Origin of the sequence: Streptomyces albospinus (assembly GCF_014648695.1) — a bacterium.
GTDB lineage: Bacteria > Actinomycetota > Actinomycetes > Streptomycetales > Streptomycetaceae > Streptomyces > Streptomyces albospinus.
In genome coordinates, this window is record NZ_BMRP01000003.1 from 231,805 (window position 1) to 246,282 (window position 14,478).

At 73.9% G+C, this 14,478-nt stretch carries 13 protein-coding genes; 9 read left to right on the forward strand and 4 right to left on the reverse strand.

From position 1 onward, the window contains the following. Window positions 1-118: 118 nt before the first annotated feature. Window positions 119-694: a TIGR03086 family metal-binding protein gene (locus tag IEZ17_RS06585; protein WP_189297350.1), complete on the forward strand. Its 576-nt coding sequence runs from the start codon at window positions 119-121 to the stop codon at window positions 692-694. Window positions 695-742: 48 nt separating this feature from the next. On the opposite strand, the gene IEZ17_RS06590 is transcribed toward IEZ17_RS06585, so the two are convergent. Beyond that, on the reverse strand, window positions 743-913 hold the full coding sequence (locus IEZ17_RS06590) for a hypothetical protein (RefSeq protein WP_189297711.1): 171 nt from the start codon (window positions 911-913) through the stop codon (window positions 743-745). Between the two features lie 413 nt (window positions 914-1,326). On the opposite strand from IEZ17_RS06590, the gene IEZ17_RS06595 reads away from it, so the two are divergent. Further along, a complete protein-coding gene (locus IEZ17_RS06595; RefSeq protein WP_189297352.1) occupies window positions 1,327-2,751 on the forward strand; it encodes a lipase maturation factor family protein in 1,425 nt (474 codons plus the stop codon). Here the strand turns inward: IEZ17_RS06595 and IEZ17_RS06600 are convergent. Beyond that, window positions 2,645-3,733, reverse strand: coding sequence for a tetratricopeptide repeat protein (locus IEZ17_RS06600; protein ID WP_189297354.1), 1,089 nt, complete (start codon window positions 3,731-3,733; stop codon window positions 2,645-2,647). The two genes, IEZ17_RS06595 and IEZ17_RS06600, sit on opposite strands and share 107 nt — an antisense overlap. Window positions 3,734-3,979: 246 nt before the next feature. On the opposite strand from IEZ17_RS06600, the gene IEZ17_RS06605 reads away from it, so the two are divergent. Together IEZ17_RS06605 and IEZ17_RS06610 are read left to right on the forward strand one after the other, a co-directional pair. After that, a complete protein-coding gene (locus IEZ17_RS06605; RefSeq protein WP_189297356.1) occupies window positions 3,980-5,155 on the forward strand; it encodes a lactonase family protein in 1,176 nt (391 codons plus the stop codon). A gap of 165 nt (window positions 5,156-5,320) precedes the next feature. Beyond that, the gene (locus tag IEZ17_RS06610; RefSeq protein ID WP_229851959.1) at window positions 5,321-5,794 is read left to right on the forward strand and encodes a hypothetical protein; all 474 of its coding nucleotides are present in this window, start codon (window positions 5,321-5,323) and stop codon (window positions 5,792-5,794) included. Here the strand turns inward: IEZ17_RS06610 and IEZ17_RS44135 are convergent. Next, window positions 5,784-6,494, reverse strand: a complete 711-nt coding sequence (locus IEZ17_RS44135) for a LysM peptidoglycan-binding domain-containing protein (protein ID WP_189297358.1) — start codon at window positions 6,492-6,494, stop codon at window positions 5,784-5,786. The two genes, IEZ17_RS06610 and IEZ17_RS44135, sit on opposite strands and share 11 nt — an antisense overlap. 663 nt (window positions 6,495-7,157) lie before the next feature. After that, window positions 7,158-7,910 (reverse strand): PaaX family transcriptional regulator C-terminal domain-containing protein, encoded by a 753-nt coding sequence (locus tag IEZ17_RS06620; RefSeq protein WP_189297360.1) that lies wholly within the window; start codon window positions 7,908-7,910, stop codon window positions 7,158-7,160. 101 nt (window positions 7,911-8,011) lie between these two features. On the opposite strand from IEZ17_RS06620, the gene IEZ17_RS06625 reads away from it, so the two are divergent. The 5 genes from IEZ17_RS06625 to IEZ17_RS06645 form a co-directional block, all read left to right on the forward strand. After that, window positions 8,012-9,661, forward strand: a complete 1,650-nt coding sequence (locus tag IEZ17_RS06625) for an acyl-CoA dehydrogenase family protein (RefSeq protein ID WP_189297362.1) — start codon at window positions 8,012-8,014, stop codon at window positions 9,659-9,661. Beyond that, window positions 9,661-10,428: a crotonase/enoyl-CoA hydratase family protein gene (locus IEZ17_RS06630; RefSeq protein WP_189297364.1), complete on the forward strand. Its 768-nt coding sequence runs from the start codon at window positions 9,661-9,663 to the stop codon at window positions 10,426-10,428. The genes IEZ17_RS06625 and IEZ17_RS06630 overlap by 1 nt, the downstream gene beginning before the upstream one ends. Further along, window positions 10,425-10,967 (forward strand): DUF1990 domain-containing protein, encoded by a 543-nt coding sequence (locus IEZ17_RS06635; RefSeq protein ID WP_189297366.1) that lies wholly within the window; start codon window positions 10,425-10,427, stop codon window positions 10,965-10,967. Before IEZ17_RS06630 ends, IEZ17_RS06635 begins: the two co-directional genes overlap by 4 nt. 213 nt (window positions 10,968-11,180) lie before the next feature. Further along, entirely contained in the window at window positions 11,181-13,328 is a 2,148-nt protein-coding gene (locus IEZ17_RS06640) for a SpoIIE family protein phosphatase (protein ID WP_189297368.1), read from the forward strand. Between the two features lie 120 nt (window positions 13,329-13,448). Beyond that, window positions 13,449-14,478: caspase, EACC1-associated type (locus IEZ17_RS06645; protein WP_189297370.1), on the forward strand; the 1,030-nt coding region annotated here is incomplete at its 3' end.

The following is a 14,478-nucleotide window of genomic DNA, read 5'->3' on the forward strand; positions in this document are numbered from 1 at the left end:
ACAAGGCGTCCCCCGCCCACCAACCCCTCTGCTCCCGCCGAAGGCGGGAAAAGCCCACCCGCTCCCCCGCGGCGGGAAAAACGGCAACGTGGGCCGCACCCTCCTATCCTCAGGGACCATGAACAACAACGAGGTCCTGCGCACCCACGGCGAGGCGCTGAAGCTCTTCGGGTCCCGGGTCCATGCCATCCAGGAGGACCAGTGGGAGGCGCCCACGCCGTGCACGGAGTGGTCGGTGTTCGATCTGGTGAACCACCTCGCCGCCGAGCAGCTGTGGGTGCCGCGCCTGGTGCGGGACGGTGCCACCATCGCCGAGGTGGGCCCGGATTTCGACGGTGACCAGCTCGGCGAGGACCCGGTCGGGGTCTGGGACCGGGCGTCGACCGCGGCCATGGCGGCGTTCGCCGAGCCGGGCGCGCTGCACCGCTCGGTCCACCTCTCGTACGGCACGGCACCGGCCGACGCGTACTGCTCGCAGATGACCGCCGACGCCGTGGTGCACACCTGGGATCTCTCCCGCGCGATCGGCGCCGACGAGCGGCTGCCGGACCATCTGGCGAAGGCGGCGCTGCGCGAAGTGGAGCCGTATGCCGAGGCGCTGGAAGGTTCCGGACTGTTCGCCGCCCCGGTCGAGCCGCCGGCGGGCGCGGACGATCTGACCCGGCTGCTGTGCCTGCTCGGCCGCCGGCCCTGACCCGGAAGGGGCCAGGGCCGGCGGAGCGGCGAGCGCCGCGGATCGCGGTCAGTCGATACCGCGGAAGATGTTCGGTTCGACGGGATCCTCCTCGTAGCCGGCGAGACGCACCGGAGCGCAGCGATCCCAGGCTTCAAGGTTGCGGACTTCCTTGATACGGCCAGGGCGCTCGCCCTGCTTCAACCGGGGCTGCTTGTTCTGAGCCTTGTGCAAAGCCACCACGCACTCCTTCATCGAGGTATTGGTTCCGACGCGGTGGCGCCTTGTTCAGAGACCGGGAGGTCGGCCGGGGTTGATGGCGTTCCCGCGACGGGCCAATGGTGTTGGCGTCTCCCAGAAGGGTCGTCCGTCGCCCTCCAGAATATCGACGCCCCTCGTGACCCGCTCGACTTTTTCCGGCGATAAAGGCATGTCACTGGGAACGGGGAAAAACCGCCCCCGTGTGCGACAAGGGCACAGGGTCGAGGTATACGGTGCGTCACTCACCCGAATGGCAGTCCGCGGGCCCGCCGGGACGGCCGGGTTGCCGGGTCCGTCCGCTTCCGTAGGGTGGGAAGGCAGTGCGCTTCGCGGGGGCCGCCGTTCCGCGCGCCGCGTCCCGCGCCGGTGGCGGCAGTGCTACCCATGGGCGCGTGCAATGGTTCTCGGATCCTGGTTCATGGCTCGGGCGGCTGGTGTTCCAGCGGATGCTGGCGGCGCTCTATCTCGTGGCGTTCGTCGCGGCGGCCCGGCAGTTCCGGGCACTGCTGGGGGCACGCGGGATGCTGCCGATCCCCGACTTCGTGGCGCGGGTGCCGTTCCGGGTCTCGCCGTCCGTCTTCCAGCTGCACTACTCGGACGGGTTCTTCGCGGCCTGGGTGTGGGGCGGCGCGGTGCTCGCGGCGGGGGTGGCCGCGGGGGCGGCGGACGCGGTACCGCTGTGGGCGGCGATGGTCATGTGGGCGGTGCTGTGGGCGATGTATCTGTCCGTCGTCAACGTCGGGCAGACCTGGTACGGCTTCGGCTGGGAGACGCTGCTGCTGGAGGCGGGGGCGCTGGCGGTCTTCCTCGGCAACGCCGATACCGCTCCCCCGGTGCTGATCATGTGGCTGCTGCGCTGGCTGCTGTTCCGGGTGGAGTTCGGGGCCGGGCTGATCAAGATGCGCGGCGACCGCTGCTGGCGCGATCTGACGTGCCTCTACTACCACCATGAGACCCAGCCGATGCCGGGGCCGCTGAGCTGGTTCTTCCACCGGCTGCCGAAGCCGCTGCACCGGGTCGAGACAGGCGCCAATCATGTGGCCCAACTCGTCCTTCCGGTACTGCTGTTCACTCCGCAGCCGGTGGCCGGGTGGGCGGCACTCGGAATGGCCGCCACCCAGCTGTGGCTGGTGCTGTCCGGCAACTTCGCCTGGCTGAACTGGGTCACCATCGCGCTCGCCCTGTCGGCCGCCGCCCCGCTGTGGGCCGGTCCGCCGCCGTCGCCGGGTGCGCCGCCCGTGTGGTTCGAGGTGCTGGTCGTCGCCGCCGCGGCGGGCGTCATCGGGCTCAGCTACCGTCCGGCCCGCAACCTGCTGGCTCGGGAGCAGCTGATGAACACCTCGTACGAGCCGCTGCATCTGGTCAACTCCTACGGCGCGTTCGGCAGCATCACCCGGGTGCGCCGGGAGATCGTCGTCGAGGGCACCGAGGACGCGGTGAGCGGGCCGGACACGGTCTGGAAGGCGTACGAGTTCCACGGCAAGCCCGGCGAGCCGTCGCACCTGCCGCGCCAGTTCGCCCCGTACCACCTGCGGCTGGACTGGCTGATGTGGTTCGCGGCACTGTCGCCGGCCTATGCACGGTCGTGGTTCCTGCCGTTCGTGGCGCGGCTGCTGGAGAACGACCGGGACACCCTGCGGCTGCTGCGCGGCAATCCGTTCCCCGATCTGCCGCCGGCGCGGGTGCGGGCCCGGGTCTTCCGCTACCGCTTCACGACCTGGCGGGAACTGCGGGAGTCCGGAGAGTGGTGGCACCGGACCGCGGAGCGGGAGTTCCTGGCACCGGTGTCGCGGTCAGCTCTGCTCGGAAGGCGATGACCATCTCGCGTGCGTGTTGCAGCCCGATGCGGCCGAACTCGCTTTCCAGCACGTCGAGTTCGGCGAGGGTCCCGGCGCGGTCGCGGCCCAGGTGGGCGCGGGACTTGGCCAGGCCCAGCCGGGAGAGCGCCTCGCCGCGCGGCTCGTGCATCTCGGTGAACTCCCGTAGCGCGAGGGCGTAGGTGTCGCGGGCGTCGGCGTAACGGCCGGCGCGGTAGAGGACGTTGCCGCGCATCTTGTGGTTGTAGGCGAGCGCGCTGGCCAGGTCCATGGTGCGGCAGATGGTCTCCGCCTCGGACAGCAGGGCCAGTGCGCGGTCCGGCTCGCCGCGGACGGACAGCACGTCGGCTATGCCGCGCAGCGACCAGGCCCGGCCGCGGGCGTCATCGGCCTCGGTGGCGATCCGGGCGGACTCCTCGAACAGCTCCAGGGCCTTTTCGTAGTCGCCGGTGTTGCGGTGCATCTGGGCGATGCCGGACATCGCCCAGACCATGTGCCGGGCCTCGCCGTGCGCCCGGCCCTGTTCGAGCAGCTGCTCGTGGAGCTCGGCGACCGCGGCGTAGTCGCCCTGGATGCGGCCGGTCTCGGCGAGGCCGGCGAGCGCGTAGCCGTGGGCGAGCCGGTCGCCGCTGTCGGCGGCCAGCGTGACGGCGTGGCCGAGCAGCCGGCGGGCGAGCGGCAGGGTGCCGCACTGGCGGGCCAGGGTGCCGCCGCTCCACAGCGCCCACGCCATGGCGGCCGGGTCGCCGGTGTCACGGGCACTGCGGTAGCTCGCCCGCCAGGCGCTGCCCGCCGCGTCCACCCGCCCCAGCCGCCGGTTGGCCTCGGCGACCGCGAGCTGGGCGCGGGCCCGCGCCAGCGCGGAGTCCGCGTCGGCGAGCGCCAGATTCGCCGTTTCCAGCACCTCCTCGTACGAGGAGTTCACGCTCAGTGCCGAGCCCAGTTCGCCCTGGTACTCCGGAGCGAAAGCCTTGCCGTACATCGATCCCTGGCCTCTCGATCATTCGTTTGCCTTGATCACGAAACTACGAGGCGGCAGGGGGCCGGCGAATCCGTCCGCGTATGGGTTGTGATGTACGACTGGAGTGCTACGGGCGGGGGTGCCGGTCATCATCGGGATGTAGGGGGCCGTCGGGGTCCCGTTTGCTGATGATGCGTCAAGTGACGTCCTCTTGCGGGGCTGTGGGGCGCGGGCCACCCTGGCAGCACCGGCACCGGAGGTGTGGTGATGGGCGAAGCGGCGGCAGCGGCCCGGGGCGGGCTCGGCCGACGGCGGTTCGTGACGGCGGTCACGGCGGGACTGGCCGGGGCGGCGGCTCTCGCGGCCGGGGACCCCGCCGCCGCGCGGGCACCGCGGCGCGCCCGGCCGCTGTTCCTGGGGACGTACACCTCCACCCCCGGCGGCGGCACCGGCGTCGGGCTGGGCGCCTACGACCCGGCCACCGGCGCGCTCACCGCCACCGGCGTCGTACCGGGCGTCGCCGACCCGTCGTATCTGGCGCTCGCGCCGTCCGGCCGGACGCTCTACGCGGTCGACGAGCAGCAGGCCGGCGGGGTCACCGCGCTGGCGCTGCCGTGGGGCACCGGCGGCCTGCCGGTGGTGCTGGGCAGCCGGCCGACCGGCGGGGCCGGGCCGTGCCATCTGTCGGTGCACCCCCGCGGTCGCTGGCTGCTCAGCGCCAACTACCTGTCCGGCAGCGTGGCGGTCCATCCGATCGACGGGCGCAGCGGCGCGCTGGGCGAGCGGACGGACCTGGTCGTCCACTCCAGTCCGCCGCCCGGCCCCGGGCAGACCGGGCCGCACGCCCACCAGATCATCACCGCGCCGGACGGCCGCCATGTGCTGGCGGTCGATCTGGGGAACGACACCGTCTACACCTACCGGCTGGACGAACGGGCCGGGACGCTGGCCCCGGTGTCGCAGGCGGCGCTGCGGCCGGGCGCCGGGCCGCGGCATCTGACCTTCCATCCCTCCGGCGCCTGGGCCTATCTGGCCAACGAGGTGGACAACACCGTGGTGGTCTGCGGCTACGACCGGCGCAGCGGGCGGCTGGTGCCCGGGGCGCCGCAGTCCACCGGGACCGGTCCGGGCGTCAGCTATCCGGCGCAGATCCTGGTCACCCGCGGCGGCCGGTTCGCCTTTCTCGCCAACCGCGGCCACAACAGCCTCACCCGGTACGCGGTGGAGGCGGGCGGGGCCCGGCTGCGGCTGCTGGACACGGTGCCGGTGGGCGGCGACTTCCCGCGGCAGATCGCGTTCTCGCCGGACGAGCGGTGGCTGTTCGCGGCGAACCAGAAGTCGGGGTCGGTGACGGTGTTCGCGGTGGACGCACGGACCGGGGCGCTGGCCGCCGCGGGCCCGCCGTTCGCGGCGCCGGTGCCGGTGTGCGTACTACCGCTGTGAGGGCCGGTACGGGGCCGGGCCCGGTCTGCTGGGCCGGCCGGGTCGCCACACTGCGGCAACAGGCCCGCAGGACAACGGGGACGCGCCGCGCGGATCCACCCGGCCGCGTGCGAGCGGGTGCCCCGCCGGGCGCTGCCGGCCGGGGCCTCGGTCGCCTGTCTGTCGGTGATCGCAGCCTGGGTTCCGCCCGATGTCGTCTTTCGATTCCTGATCAACTCCTGTGACGCCATTGCCCTGTTCGTCCATCTGTCGATCGCCGTCGCACAGGTTCGGATGCCGTGCCGGCTGGAGCGCGACGTACCGGAGCGGCTGACGCTGACGATATGGCTGTTCCCGTGGCTGAGCCGGGTGGTCGTCGGGCTGATGGCGGGGGTGATCGGGGCGACGGCCTTTCTGCCGGACAGTCGCGCGCAGTTCCGGCTGGGATTGCTGACGCCGGCGGTGGTGTTGGCCGCGTACGAGATCCGGCGGCGGGTCCGGCGGAGCCGAGGATCCGCACGCGGGCAGGCCGTCCGCGGCGCCACGGACGGCCTGCATTCCCTCATGCACACACTCCGGAAGGCCCTGGAATTCACGCTGCTGAATTCACTCGGCCGATTATCCGAAGCCGATCGAGTTCAGCTTCCGGTCAGCCGGTGACGGAAATTCCGACGTGCAGCCGGATGCCCGGATAAATGAGGTTCGGGTCCTCTCCGATCACCTGGCGGTTCTGCCGGTAGAGTTCTTGCCAGGGCTTTCCGTGGAGGGCCGCGATGCCGCTCAGCGTATCGCCGAAATTGACGACTACGGATCCGCCGACCGACCGGTGACGCTCCTTCTTGTAGGGCTTTTGCGGGGACTGCGGACGGTGAATTCGATTGCGGTGCGGCTGGGCCTTCTGGGGCTTCGGCAGGGTGTGCGGCGCGCTGCCGCGGGCCATGCCGCTGAGTCCGAGCGAGGCCGAGCAGGCCGGCCAGGCACCCCAGCCCTGCCGGGCCAGCACCCGCTCGGCGACCTGGATCTGCTGCGCCCTGGTCGCCCGCGACGCCCGGGACGCGTAGGCCCCACCGCCGTAGGAGTGCCAGGTCGCGTGGGTGAACTGGAGGCCGCCGGAGAACCCGTTCCCGGTCTCGATGCGCCAGTTGCCGCCGCTCTCGCACCTGGCGAGGCGGTCCCAGTGCGAGGCGCTGACGGCCTCGGCGGGCTCCTCGGCGGTCAGGTTGAGGGCGCCGGCCGCCAGCAGGACGGCGGCGGCGGTGACCCCCCGGGCCCCCCGGCCGCGCAGCAGTTCACTCCGTTCGCCCGCTTCCCTTTCCCGGTTGTCCGATACCTTCGATTCCGATACCTGCGAAATTTCCATGTGCCTGCTCTCCCGTCACTTGTTCCGTACGTATCGAGATTTCACTCGCGTCGGCATTTCAGAGATTTCAGCGAGTTCGGCGAGTTCTGGGTTTTCGGCTGTTCTTGCGGTTTCTTCGCGGCGTCGTGAATTTGACGAGTAAGAGACAACCACGGCCGGAGTTCGCATGGGGAGAGCGCGCGGTGGCGCCTTCACCGGCCGGCCTGCCCCCTCACCGTCGGAAGGGGGACGGAATCCTCCGCATGGCGCACGGACCCGGCGGGTAGGGGCGCACCCCTCGCGCCCCGAGGTCCCGGGACCCGGAAATTTCACACACCCGTTCGACTCGGAGCGATCGCGCCGAGCGCATCCGCCGGCCTCGGTGCATATGCGCGGCGGGGGCTGCACACACCGCGCACGGACCGCCGGTCCGGTGCAACCACCGATGTTTGCTCAGGAGTTGGCAGGCCGTACCCGGGCCGGCGGACCGCTGGACGGCGCAAACCTGCCCGGCGCACCCGAGGGCCGACGGCCGCTCGGCCCCGCGCGCCCCCGCCCGCGCCATCACGCTCCGCGTCGCTACGCGTCACAGCGCCGCCCGTGCGCCCCTCGGCCGTGCCGACCCGCCGTACGAAGGGGGCGGCGAGTGCTGTGCCAAGGGGGTGGCACGTGCGCCGGGCAAGCTCACCCCTCGCCGTCGGGCGCCAGGTATTGCCGCAGCAGATCCCGCAGTTCGGCCTCGAACGCGTCGTAGCGCGACCGGAGTTCGGACCCCGGCCACCCCTCCGGCAACAGGGGTTGCGGCAGCAGGGGGTCGGTGAGCAGATGCCGGAGCACCGCGGCCGAGACGGTGAAGCGTTCGGCGGGGGTTGTCGCCCGGTCCAGCGCCGCCTGCAGCGCCTGCGCCCGTGCCGCCCAGCCGTCCAGGTCCCACAGCCCGCGGGCCAGTGTTGCCGGATCGCCGTCGGGGGCACCGGTGAACCAGGTGCACTGCGCGGTGACGACGGCCGGGCGGGGCCGGTCGAGGTTGGCGGGGCGCAGCCAGCTCCCGGCCCGCAGTTCGGCCAGCCGCAGCGCCGCCATGGCCTGCCGCAGCGCGGTGCGTTCGGCGGCCGGCCGGCGCTCCGCCGTGGCGACCACGGCGATCTCCCACTCCCCGTGCCACGGCCGGGTGCGCGGCGACCGGCTCTCGTCCTGCCGGGCCTGGCGCGCCAGCAGCCGGGCGGTGAGTGCATACGAACCCGCCCGCTGCCGGAGGTCGCCGGCCGCGACCATCCGCGAGAGCGCGACCCGGACCGTGCCCTCGGCGATGCCGAAGAGCTCCCCGACCCGTACCAGGGCGCGCGCCGGGAGCCGGGGCGGATGGTGACCGAGGAGGGTGCTCAGCACGATGGAGCGGGCGGTCAACGGCCGCAGCGCGAGGGGGTCGTCGTTCATAGGTGCCGCGAAGTCTAGCCAGCGGCCGGTCGGCCCCATATGGCACCGGCCACGGCCTTACACACTTCCCGCGGCTGTGCGAAATCTGTAACGTCAGTGCCATGACCGTCACCCATGACGTAACGAATCAGGCCCCGCCGCTCCTCGACTTCAGTGCGGCGGACGAGCCGGCCCTGCTGGAGGCGCTGCGCCGGGAGGGCGCCGCATGGGGCGAGCGCGAGGTGGTCGAACTCGGCGCGCTGGCCGGCTCGGCCGCGGTGCAGGACCAGGCGCGCTGGGCGGAGGAGCAGCCGCCCCGGCTGCGCACCCACGACCGGTACGGGCACCGGGTCGACGAGGTCGAGTTCCATCCGGCCTGGCACCAGCTGATGACCGCCGCCGTGGCGAACGGTCTGCACGCCGCGCCCTGGGCCGACGACCGCCCCGGCGCGCACCTGGTGCGCGCCGCCAAGTTCTATGTGTGGTCGCAGGCCGAGCCGGGCCACGGCTGCCCGGTCTCGATGACCTACGCCGCGGTCCCCGCGCTCCGTGCCGCGCCGCAACTCGCCGCGCAGTACGAGCCGTTGCTCGCCTCCCGGACGTACGACTTCGGGCTGCGCGCACCGCTGACCAAGCGGGGGCTGATCGCCGGGATGTCGATGACGGAGAAGCAGGGCGGCTCCGATGTGCGGACCAACACCACCCGCGCGGTGCCGGCCGGCGACGGCACCTACCGGATCACCGGCCACAAGTGGTTCACCTCGGCCCCGATGAGCGATGTGTTCCTGGCGCTGGCGCAGACCGAGGAGGGGCTGAGCTGCTTCCTGCTGCCGCGGGTCCTGCCGGACGGCAGCCGCAACGGCATGCGGCTGATGCGGCTCAAGGACAAGCTGGGCAACCGCTCCAACGCCTCGTCGGAGATCGAGTACGAGGAGGCGGTCGCCTGGCCGGTGGGCGAACCGGGCCGCGGGGTGCGGACCATCGTCGAGATGGTGAACATGACGCGGCTGGACTGCGTGCTCGGTTCGGCGGCCGGAATGCGGGCGGGGCTGCGGCAGGCGCTGCACCACACCGCCCACCGCCGGGCGTTCGGGCGGGAGCTGGACCGGCAGCCGCTGATGCGCGCGGTCCTCGCCGACCTGGCCGTCGAGTCGGAGGCGGCGACGGTGCTGGCGATGCGGCTGGCCGCCGCGGTGGACCGGTCGCAGGCCGGGGACGAGCAGGAGGCGGCGCTGCGCCGGCTGGCGCTGGCGGCCGGGAAGTACTGGGTGTGCAAGCGGGGCAGCACGCATGCCGCGGAGGCGCTGGAGTGCCTGGGCGGCAACGGGTACGTCGAGGAGTCGGGCATGCCGCGGCTGTACCGGGAAGCGCCGCTGCTGTCGATCTGGGAGGGCTCGGGGAACGTCGCCGCGCTCGATGTGCTGCGCGCGCTGGGCCGCGAACCCGCGGCGCTGGACGCGTACTTCGCGGAGGTGGACGCCGCGGCGGGCGCCGACCGGCGACTGGACGCGGCGGCGGCCGGGCTGCGCACGATGCTCGGCGGGCTCACCGATCCGGAGCGGGCGCAGCTGACGGCGCGTTCGCTGGCGGAGCGGATGGCACTGGTCCTCCAGGGGTCGCTGCTGGTGCGGCACAGCCATCCGGCGGTGGCCGACGCGTTCTGCGCCTCGCGGCTGGGCGGCGAGTGGGGCCATGCGTTCGGCACACTGCCGGCCGGCGCCGATCTGGCGGCGGTGCTGGGGCGGGCCCGGACCGGCGGGGACGGCGCCTGATGTCCGTACGGGTGGAGCGCGCGGGTCCGGTGACGACGGTGGTGCTGTCCCGGCCCGCGGTCCGCAACGCGGTGGACGGCACGACGGCGCGGCAACTCGCCGACGCATTCCGCGCGTTCGAGGCCGATGACGGTGCGCGCGTCGCGGTGCTGTGGGGCGAGGGCGGCACGTTCTGCTCCGGTGCCGACCTCAAGGCGGTCGGCACCGGGCGCGGCAATCGCGTGGCTCCGGACGGCGACGGCCCGATGGGGCCGACCCGGATGCGGCTGAGCAAGCCGGTGATCGCGGCGGTCGCCGGTCACGCGGTGGCCGGCGGGCTGGAGCTGGCGCTCTGGTGCGATCTGCGGGTGGCGGAGGAGGACGCGGTCTTCGGGGTGTTCTGCCGGCGGTGGGGGGTGCCGCTGATCGACGGCGGTACGGTGCGGCTGCCCCGGCTGATCGGCGCGAGCCGGGCGATGGACCTGGTGCTGACGGGGCGCGCGGTGCCGGCCGTGGAGGCGCTGGACATCGGGCTGGTGCACCGGCTGGTGCCGGCCGGCGCGGCCCGTACCGAGGCGGAGCGGCTGGCCGCGGAGCTCGCCCGCCTCCCGCAGGCGTGCCTGCGCAGCGACCGGGCGTCCCTGCTGGACCAGGAGGAGCAGCCCGAGCGGGACGCGATGGCGGCCGAACTCCGTTACGGACAGGCCGTGCTGGCGGACGGGCTCAAGGGCGCGGCGCGGTTCGCGGCGGGCGCCGGACGGCACGGCGAGGCGGACGACGGGCGATGAGCACGGACGACCTCGGCCCCGCCGATCTCACCTATCCGGAGCAGGGCGGCACCCGGCACGATCCGCTGCCCGCCGGCTACCACCATCTGCGCGTGGCGCTGCCGCTCGGGCACGGCCGGGCGGTGTTCGACGCGGCCGGTGCGGCGGTCACCGGCTTCCGGATGCACCGTGCCGCGGGCACCCGGATCAGAGCGGGCGCCCCGCGGGCCGCACCGGGCGTGCCGGTCGACGTCTCGGTGGGCATCGGGCCGCTGCGGGTGACCGGCCCCTGCCGGGTGGTGTGGGCGGTGGCCGACGCGGACCGGATCGGCTTCGCGTACGGGACCCGGGAGGGGCATCCGGAGTGCGGCGAGGAGGCGTTCGTCGTCGAGCGGCGGGCGGACGGCTCGGTGTGGTTCACGGTCACCGCGTTCAGCCGCCCGGCCCGGTGGTTCACCCGGCTCGCGGGCCCGCTGGTCCCGGTGTTCCAGCACTGCTACGTCCGCCAACTCGGCCGTACGCTCCGGCGGTTGGCGCACCGCCCGGCCGCCGCCCGCTGATCTCCGTACGTCCACCAGTGCATCATCGGTCCAGGACCGGCCCGGCGCCCCGCGGCAGGACGAGCCGGTCGGGGCGGGGTGCGGGCCGTGGCGCGGGCCGTGGCGCCCGCCTGAGGCGGGTGGCGGCGTTGCCGCCCGAGGCGCGGTACCGCCGCTACGGTGTGTGACGGAAGCGGGAATGCGGGGCCCCAGGGCCCCGCCTAAGGTGTTCGCATGGCCCAGCGGCCCCCCGATCCCTCCACGGAGGGCTATGACCCCCGTGCCGACCGGAACCCGCCCCGGGTCGAGGAGGACGTGCCCGGGGTGTCCGACCACGAGCCCATCGCCCTGCGCGAGCGGCTGGCGCTCAACCGCATGGGCACCTTCGACTGGGACCTGGACACCGGGTTCATGGATCTGGACGCCGGAGCGATGGAGGTCTTCGACCTGCGGCCGGGCGAGTACGACGGCGGACCGATGTCCCTGATCTCCCGGGTGCCGCCCGAGGAGGGCACCCGGCTGGACGCGGCGCTCTCCCAGGCCCTCCAGGACGGCAACGCGTCGTACGGCGCGTACTTCCGGGTCCAGTGCCGCGACGGGACCCGGCGCTGGACGCACTCCCAGGGGCGGATCCTGCGCAACAGGGACGGCGTGGCGTACCGGGTCATCGGCATCGTCCGGGAGGCGACCAGCGAGCTGGCCGACTCCGCGCTGCTGCGCTCGCTCCAGCAGGAGCGGCAGCGGCAGACGGTGATGGTGCAGCAGACCACGGCCGCGCTGGCCCGCGCGCTGTCGGTGGCGGATGTGACGCGGGTGCTGACCGGCCCCGGCGGCGCCCGGCGGTTCGGCGCCGACGGGCTGGTGCTCGGCCTGGTCAGGAACGGGCGGTTCGAGGTCATCGCCGCCGCCGGGATGGCCGGCGAGGTCCCCGACGACATGATGAACTCGCGGCTGGACGACACCCTTCCGCTGTCCGACGCGGCGCGCTCCCGCCGGCCCGGCTTCCTCGGCACCCGCGGCGAGCTGATCGCCCGCTATCCACGGCTGCGCCCGTACGTCGACCTGATGCCGACCGGCAGCTCGGCGTTCCTGCCGCTGGTCGCCCAGGACACCGTGATCGGGGCGCTGGGGCTGTTCAACCACGAGCCCGCGGTGCAGTCGCCGGAGGCCCGGAACCTGGCGCTGGCGCTGGCCGGTGTGGTGGCGCAGTCGGTGCAGCGGGCGACCCTCTTCGACCAGGAGCGGGAGTTCGCCACCGGGCTCCAGGCGGCGATGCTGCCGCGCCGGCTGCCGCCCATCGCCGGCGGCGAGGTCACCGTCCGCTACCACCCGGCGAGCGTGGGGCGCGACGTCGGCGGCGACTGGTACGACGTGATCGCCCTGCCGCAGGAGCGGATCGGGCTGGTGGTCGGGGACGTCCAGGGCCATGACACGCACGCGGCGGCGGTGATGGGCCAGTTGCGGATCGCGCTGCGCGCCTACGCCAGCGAGGGGCACACACCGGAGACGGTGCTGGTGCGCGCCTCCCGCTTCCTGGCCGAGCTGGAGACCGAGCGCTTCGCGACCTGCACCTACGTCCAGGCCGACCTGGAATCGGGGGCGCTGCACATCGCCCGCGCCGGCCACCTCGGCCCGCTGATCTGCAACAGCTCCCGGCACATCGACTGGCCCGAGATCCGCGGCGGGCTGCCGCTGGGGCTGGCCACCGGCTTCGGGCAGGACCACTTCCCGGAGACCCAGGTGTTCCTGGAGCCCGGTTCGACGCTGCTGCTGTGCACCGACGGCCTCGTCGAGCAGCCCGGCCGGGACATCTCGGACGGCATCGACGCGCTCTCCGCCGCGGTCCGCGCCGGCCCCGGCGAGCTGGACGCGCTGGCCGACCAGCTCTCCGCGCACCTGTGGGCCGAGCCCGGCTCGGACGACGACATGGCCCTCCTGCTGCTGCACCGGCACGCCGTCCCGGGGGAGGCCGCGACGCCCCGGCTGCGGCTCCATGTGCACCAGGCCGATCCGGCGGGTACCGCGGAGGTCCGCTCGGCGCTGCGCCGCACGCTGGACCAGTGGCGCGCGGGCGAGCTCACCCACAACGTCGAGGTCGCCGCCTCCGAGCTGATCGCCAACGCCCTGACCCACACCGAGAGCGGCGCCCGGGTCTCCGTGGAGCTGCTGCCCGGCACCCCGCCCTGTATCCGGCTGGAGGTCGAGGACCGCTCCAGCCAATGGCCGCGGCGGCGCAGGCCGGGCGAGACCGCGACCTCCGGGCGCGGGCTGCTGCTGGTCGAGGCGCTGGCGGACCGGTGGGGCGCCGAGCCGCGCGGGTCCGGCAAGGCGCTGTGGTGCGAGTTCGCGGTGCCGGACGGCCCGGTGCCGGCCGGGGACTGAACCGCCGCTCCGCGCAGGGGCGTTGGGTTCCGGCGGGCCGCCCGGACCCGGCCGCCGGAATCGTGCCGACCGCCGCGTTCGCCGTGCCAGGATGGCGGCAACGTCTGCCAAGGGGAGGGCATGATGCGGGGGACGAGTGCCGGGCGATGGATTCCGCGCGGGGCCGCCAGCCGCGCCGTACTGATCGGGACCAGCCGCTTCACCAGCGCCGATCTTCCCGGCATCCCCTCGGTCGCGGCCAACCTCCAGGCGCTGTGGGCCGCGCTCACCCACCCCGACCGGGGCCTGCTGGCTCCGGAGCACTGCCGGGTGGTGGCGGACCCCACCGACGCGTCGGCCGTCGGCGCGGCGCTGGCCTGGGCGGTGCGCGAGGCGGACGACCTGCTGCTGGTCTATTACGCGGGCCACGGTGTGCTGGACGATGCCGGGCTGCTGCACCTCGGGCTGGTCCATACCGACCTCGACCAGGTCGGCTTCTCCGCCGTCCCGATCGATCTGGTCAAGCGACATGTGGGCGAGGCCCGGGCGAAGGCCCGGGTGCTGCTCGTCGACTGCTGCTTCTCGGGCAGAGCGGTCTCCGCGATGGCCGAGCCGACCAACCTGGCCGTCGGCCAGCTCGACCTGACCGGAACCTACACCCTGACGTCCACCACGGGAACTGCCCCCGCGCACGCGCCCGTTGGGGCGGCCTACACGGCTTTCACCGGTGCGCTGCTGGGCGCCCTGGCCGCGCCGGACCCGCTCACCCTGGACGAGATCCACGAGCGGGTCGACCGCGAACTGCACGGCCGGGGACTGCCCCGGCCGCAGCGCCGGTCGGCGGGCGCGGCCGGGTCGCTGGCGCTGGTGCGGGGCCCGTCGGGGGTGGCCGGCGCGGCGGGCGCGGTCCCGCCGCCGGGGCGGGTGCCGCCGCCCCCGTCGGCGCCTCCGCCGCCGCCGTTCGCACCGGGCTCCCCCGCGGCTCCGTCGTACCGGCCGCCGAGCCGCCGCCGGGGCCGGCCGCTGCTGATCGCCGCGGCGGCGGGCGGGGCACTGGCGGTCCTGCTGACGTCGTCGCTGGTCAGGGGGGCCTTCGGTGGCGGCGCGGAAGACACCGGCGGCACGGGCGCCCCGGAGGGACGCGGCAGCACCGGCAGCGGCAGCGGCGGTA

What these genes read in the sequence shown, in the direction of transcription:
- IEZ17_RS06620 (WP_189297360.1), bottom strand. Translation starts at nt 7,910, where the DNA reads ATGAACGACGACCCCCTCGCGCTGCGGCCGTTGACCGCCCGCTCCATC.
- IEZ17_RS06640 (WP_189297368.1), top strand. Translation starts at nt 11,181, where the DNA reads ATGGCCCAGCGGCCCCCCGATCCCTCCACGGAGGGCTATGACCCCCGT.
- IEZ17_RS06630 (WP_189297364.1), top strand. Translation starts at nt 9,661, where the DNA reads ATGTCCGTACGGGTGGAGCGCGCGGGTCCGGTGACGACGGTGGTGCTG.
- IEZ17_RS06600 (WP_189297354.1), bottom strand. Translation starts at nt 3,733, where the DNA reads ATGTACGGCAAGGCTTTCGCTCCGGAGTACCAGGGCGAACTGGGCTCG.
- IEZ17_RS06585 (WP_189297350.1), top strand. Translation starts at nt 119, where the DNA reads ATGAACAACAACGAGGTCCTGCGCACCCACGGCGAGGCGCTGAAGCTC.
- IEZ17_RS06605 (WP_189297356.1), top strand. Translation starts at nt 3,980, where the DNA reads ATGGGCGAAGCGGCGGCAGCGGCCCGGGGCGGGCTCGGCCGACGGCGG.
- IEZ17_RS06625 (WP_189297362.1), top strand. Translation starts at nt 8,012, where the DNA reads ATGACCGTCACCCATGACGTAACGAATCAGGCCCCGCCGCTCCTCGAC.
- IEZ17_RS44135 (WP_189297358.1), bottom strand. Translation starts at nt 6,494, where the DNA reads ATGGAAATTTCGCAGGTATCGGAATCGAAGGTATCGGACAACCGGGAA.
- IEZ17_RS06635 (WP_189297366.1), top strand. Translation starts at nt 10,425, where the DNA reads ATGAGCACGGACGACCTCGGCCCCGCCGATCTCACCTATCCGGAGCAG.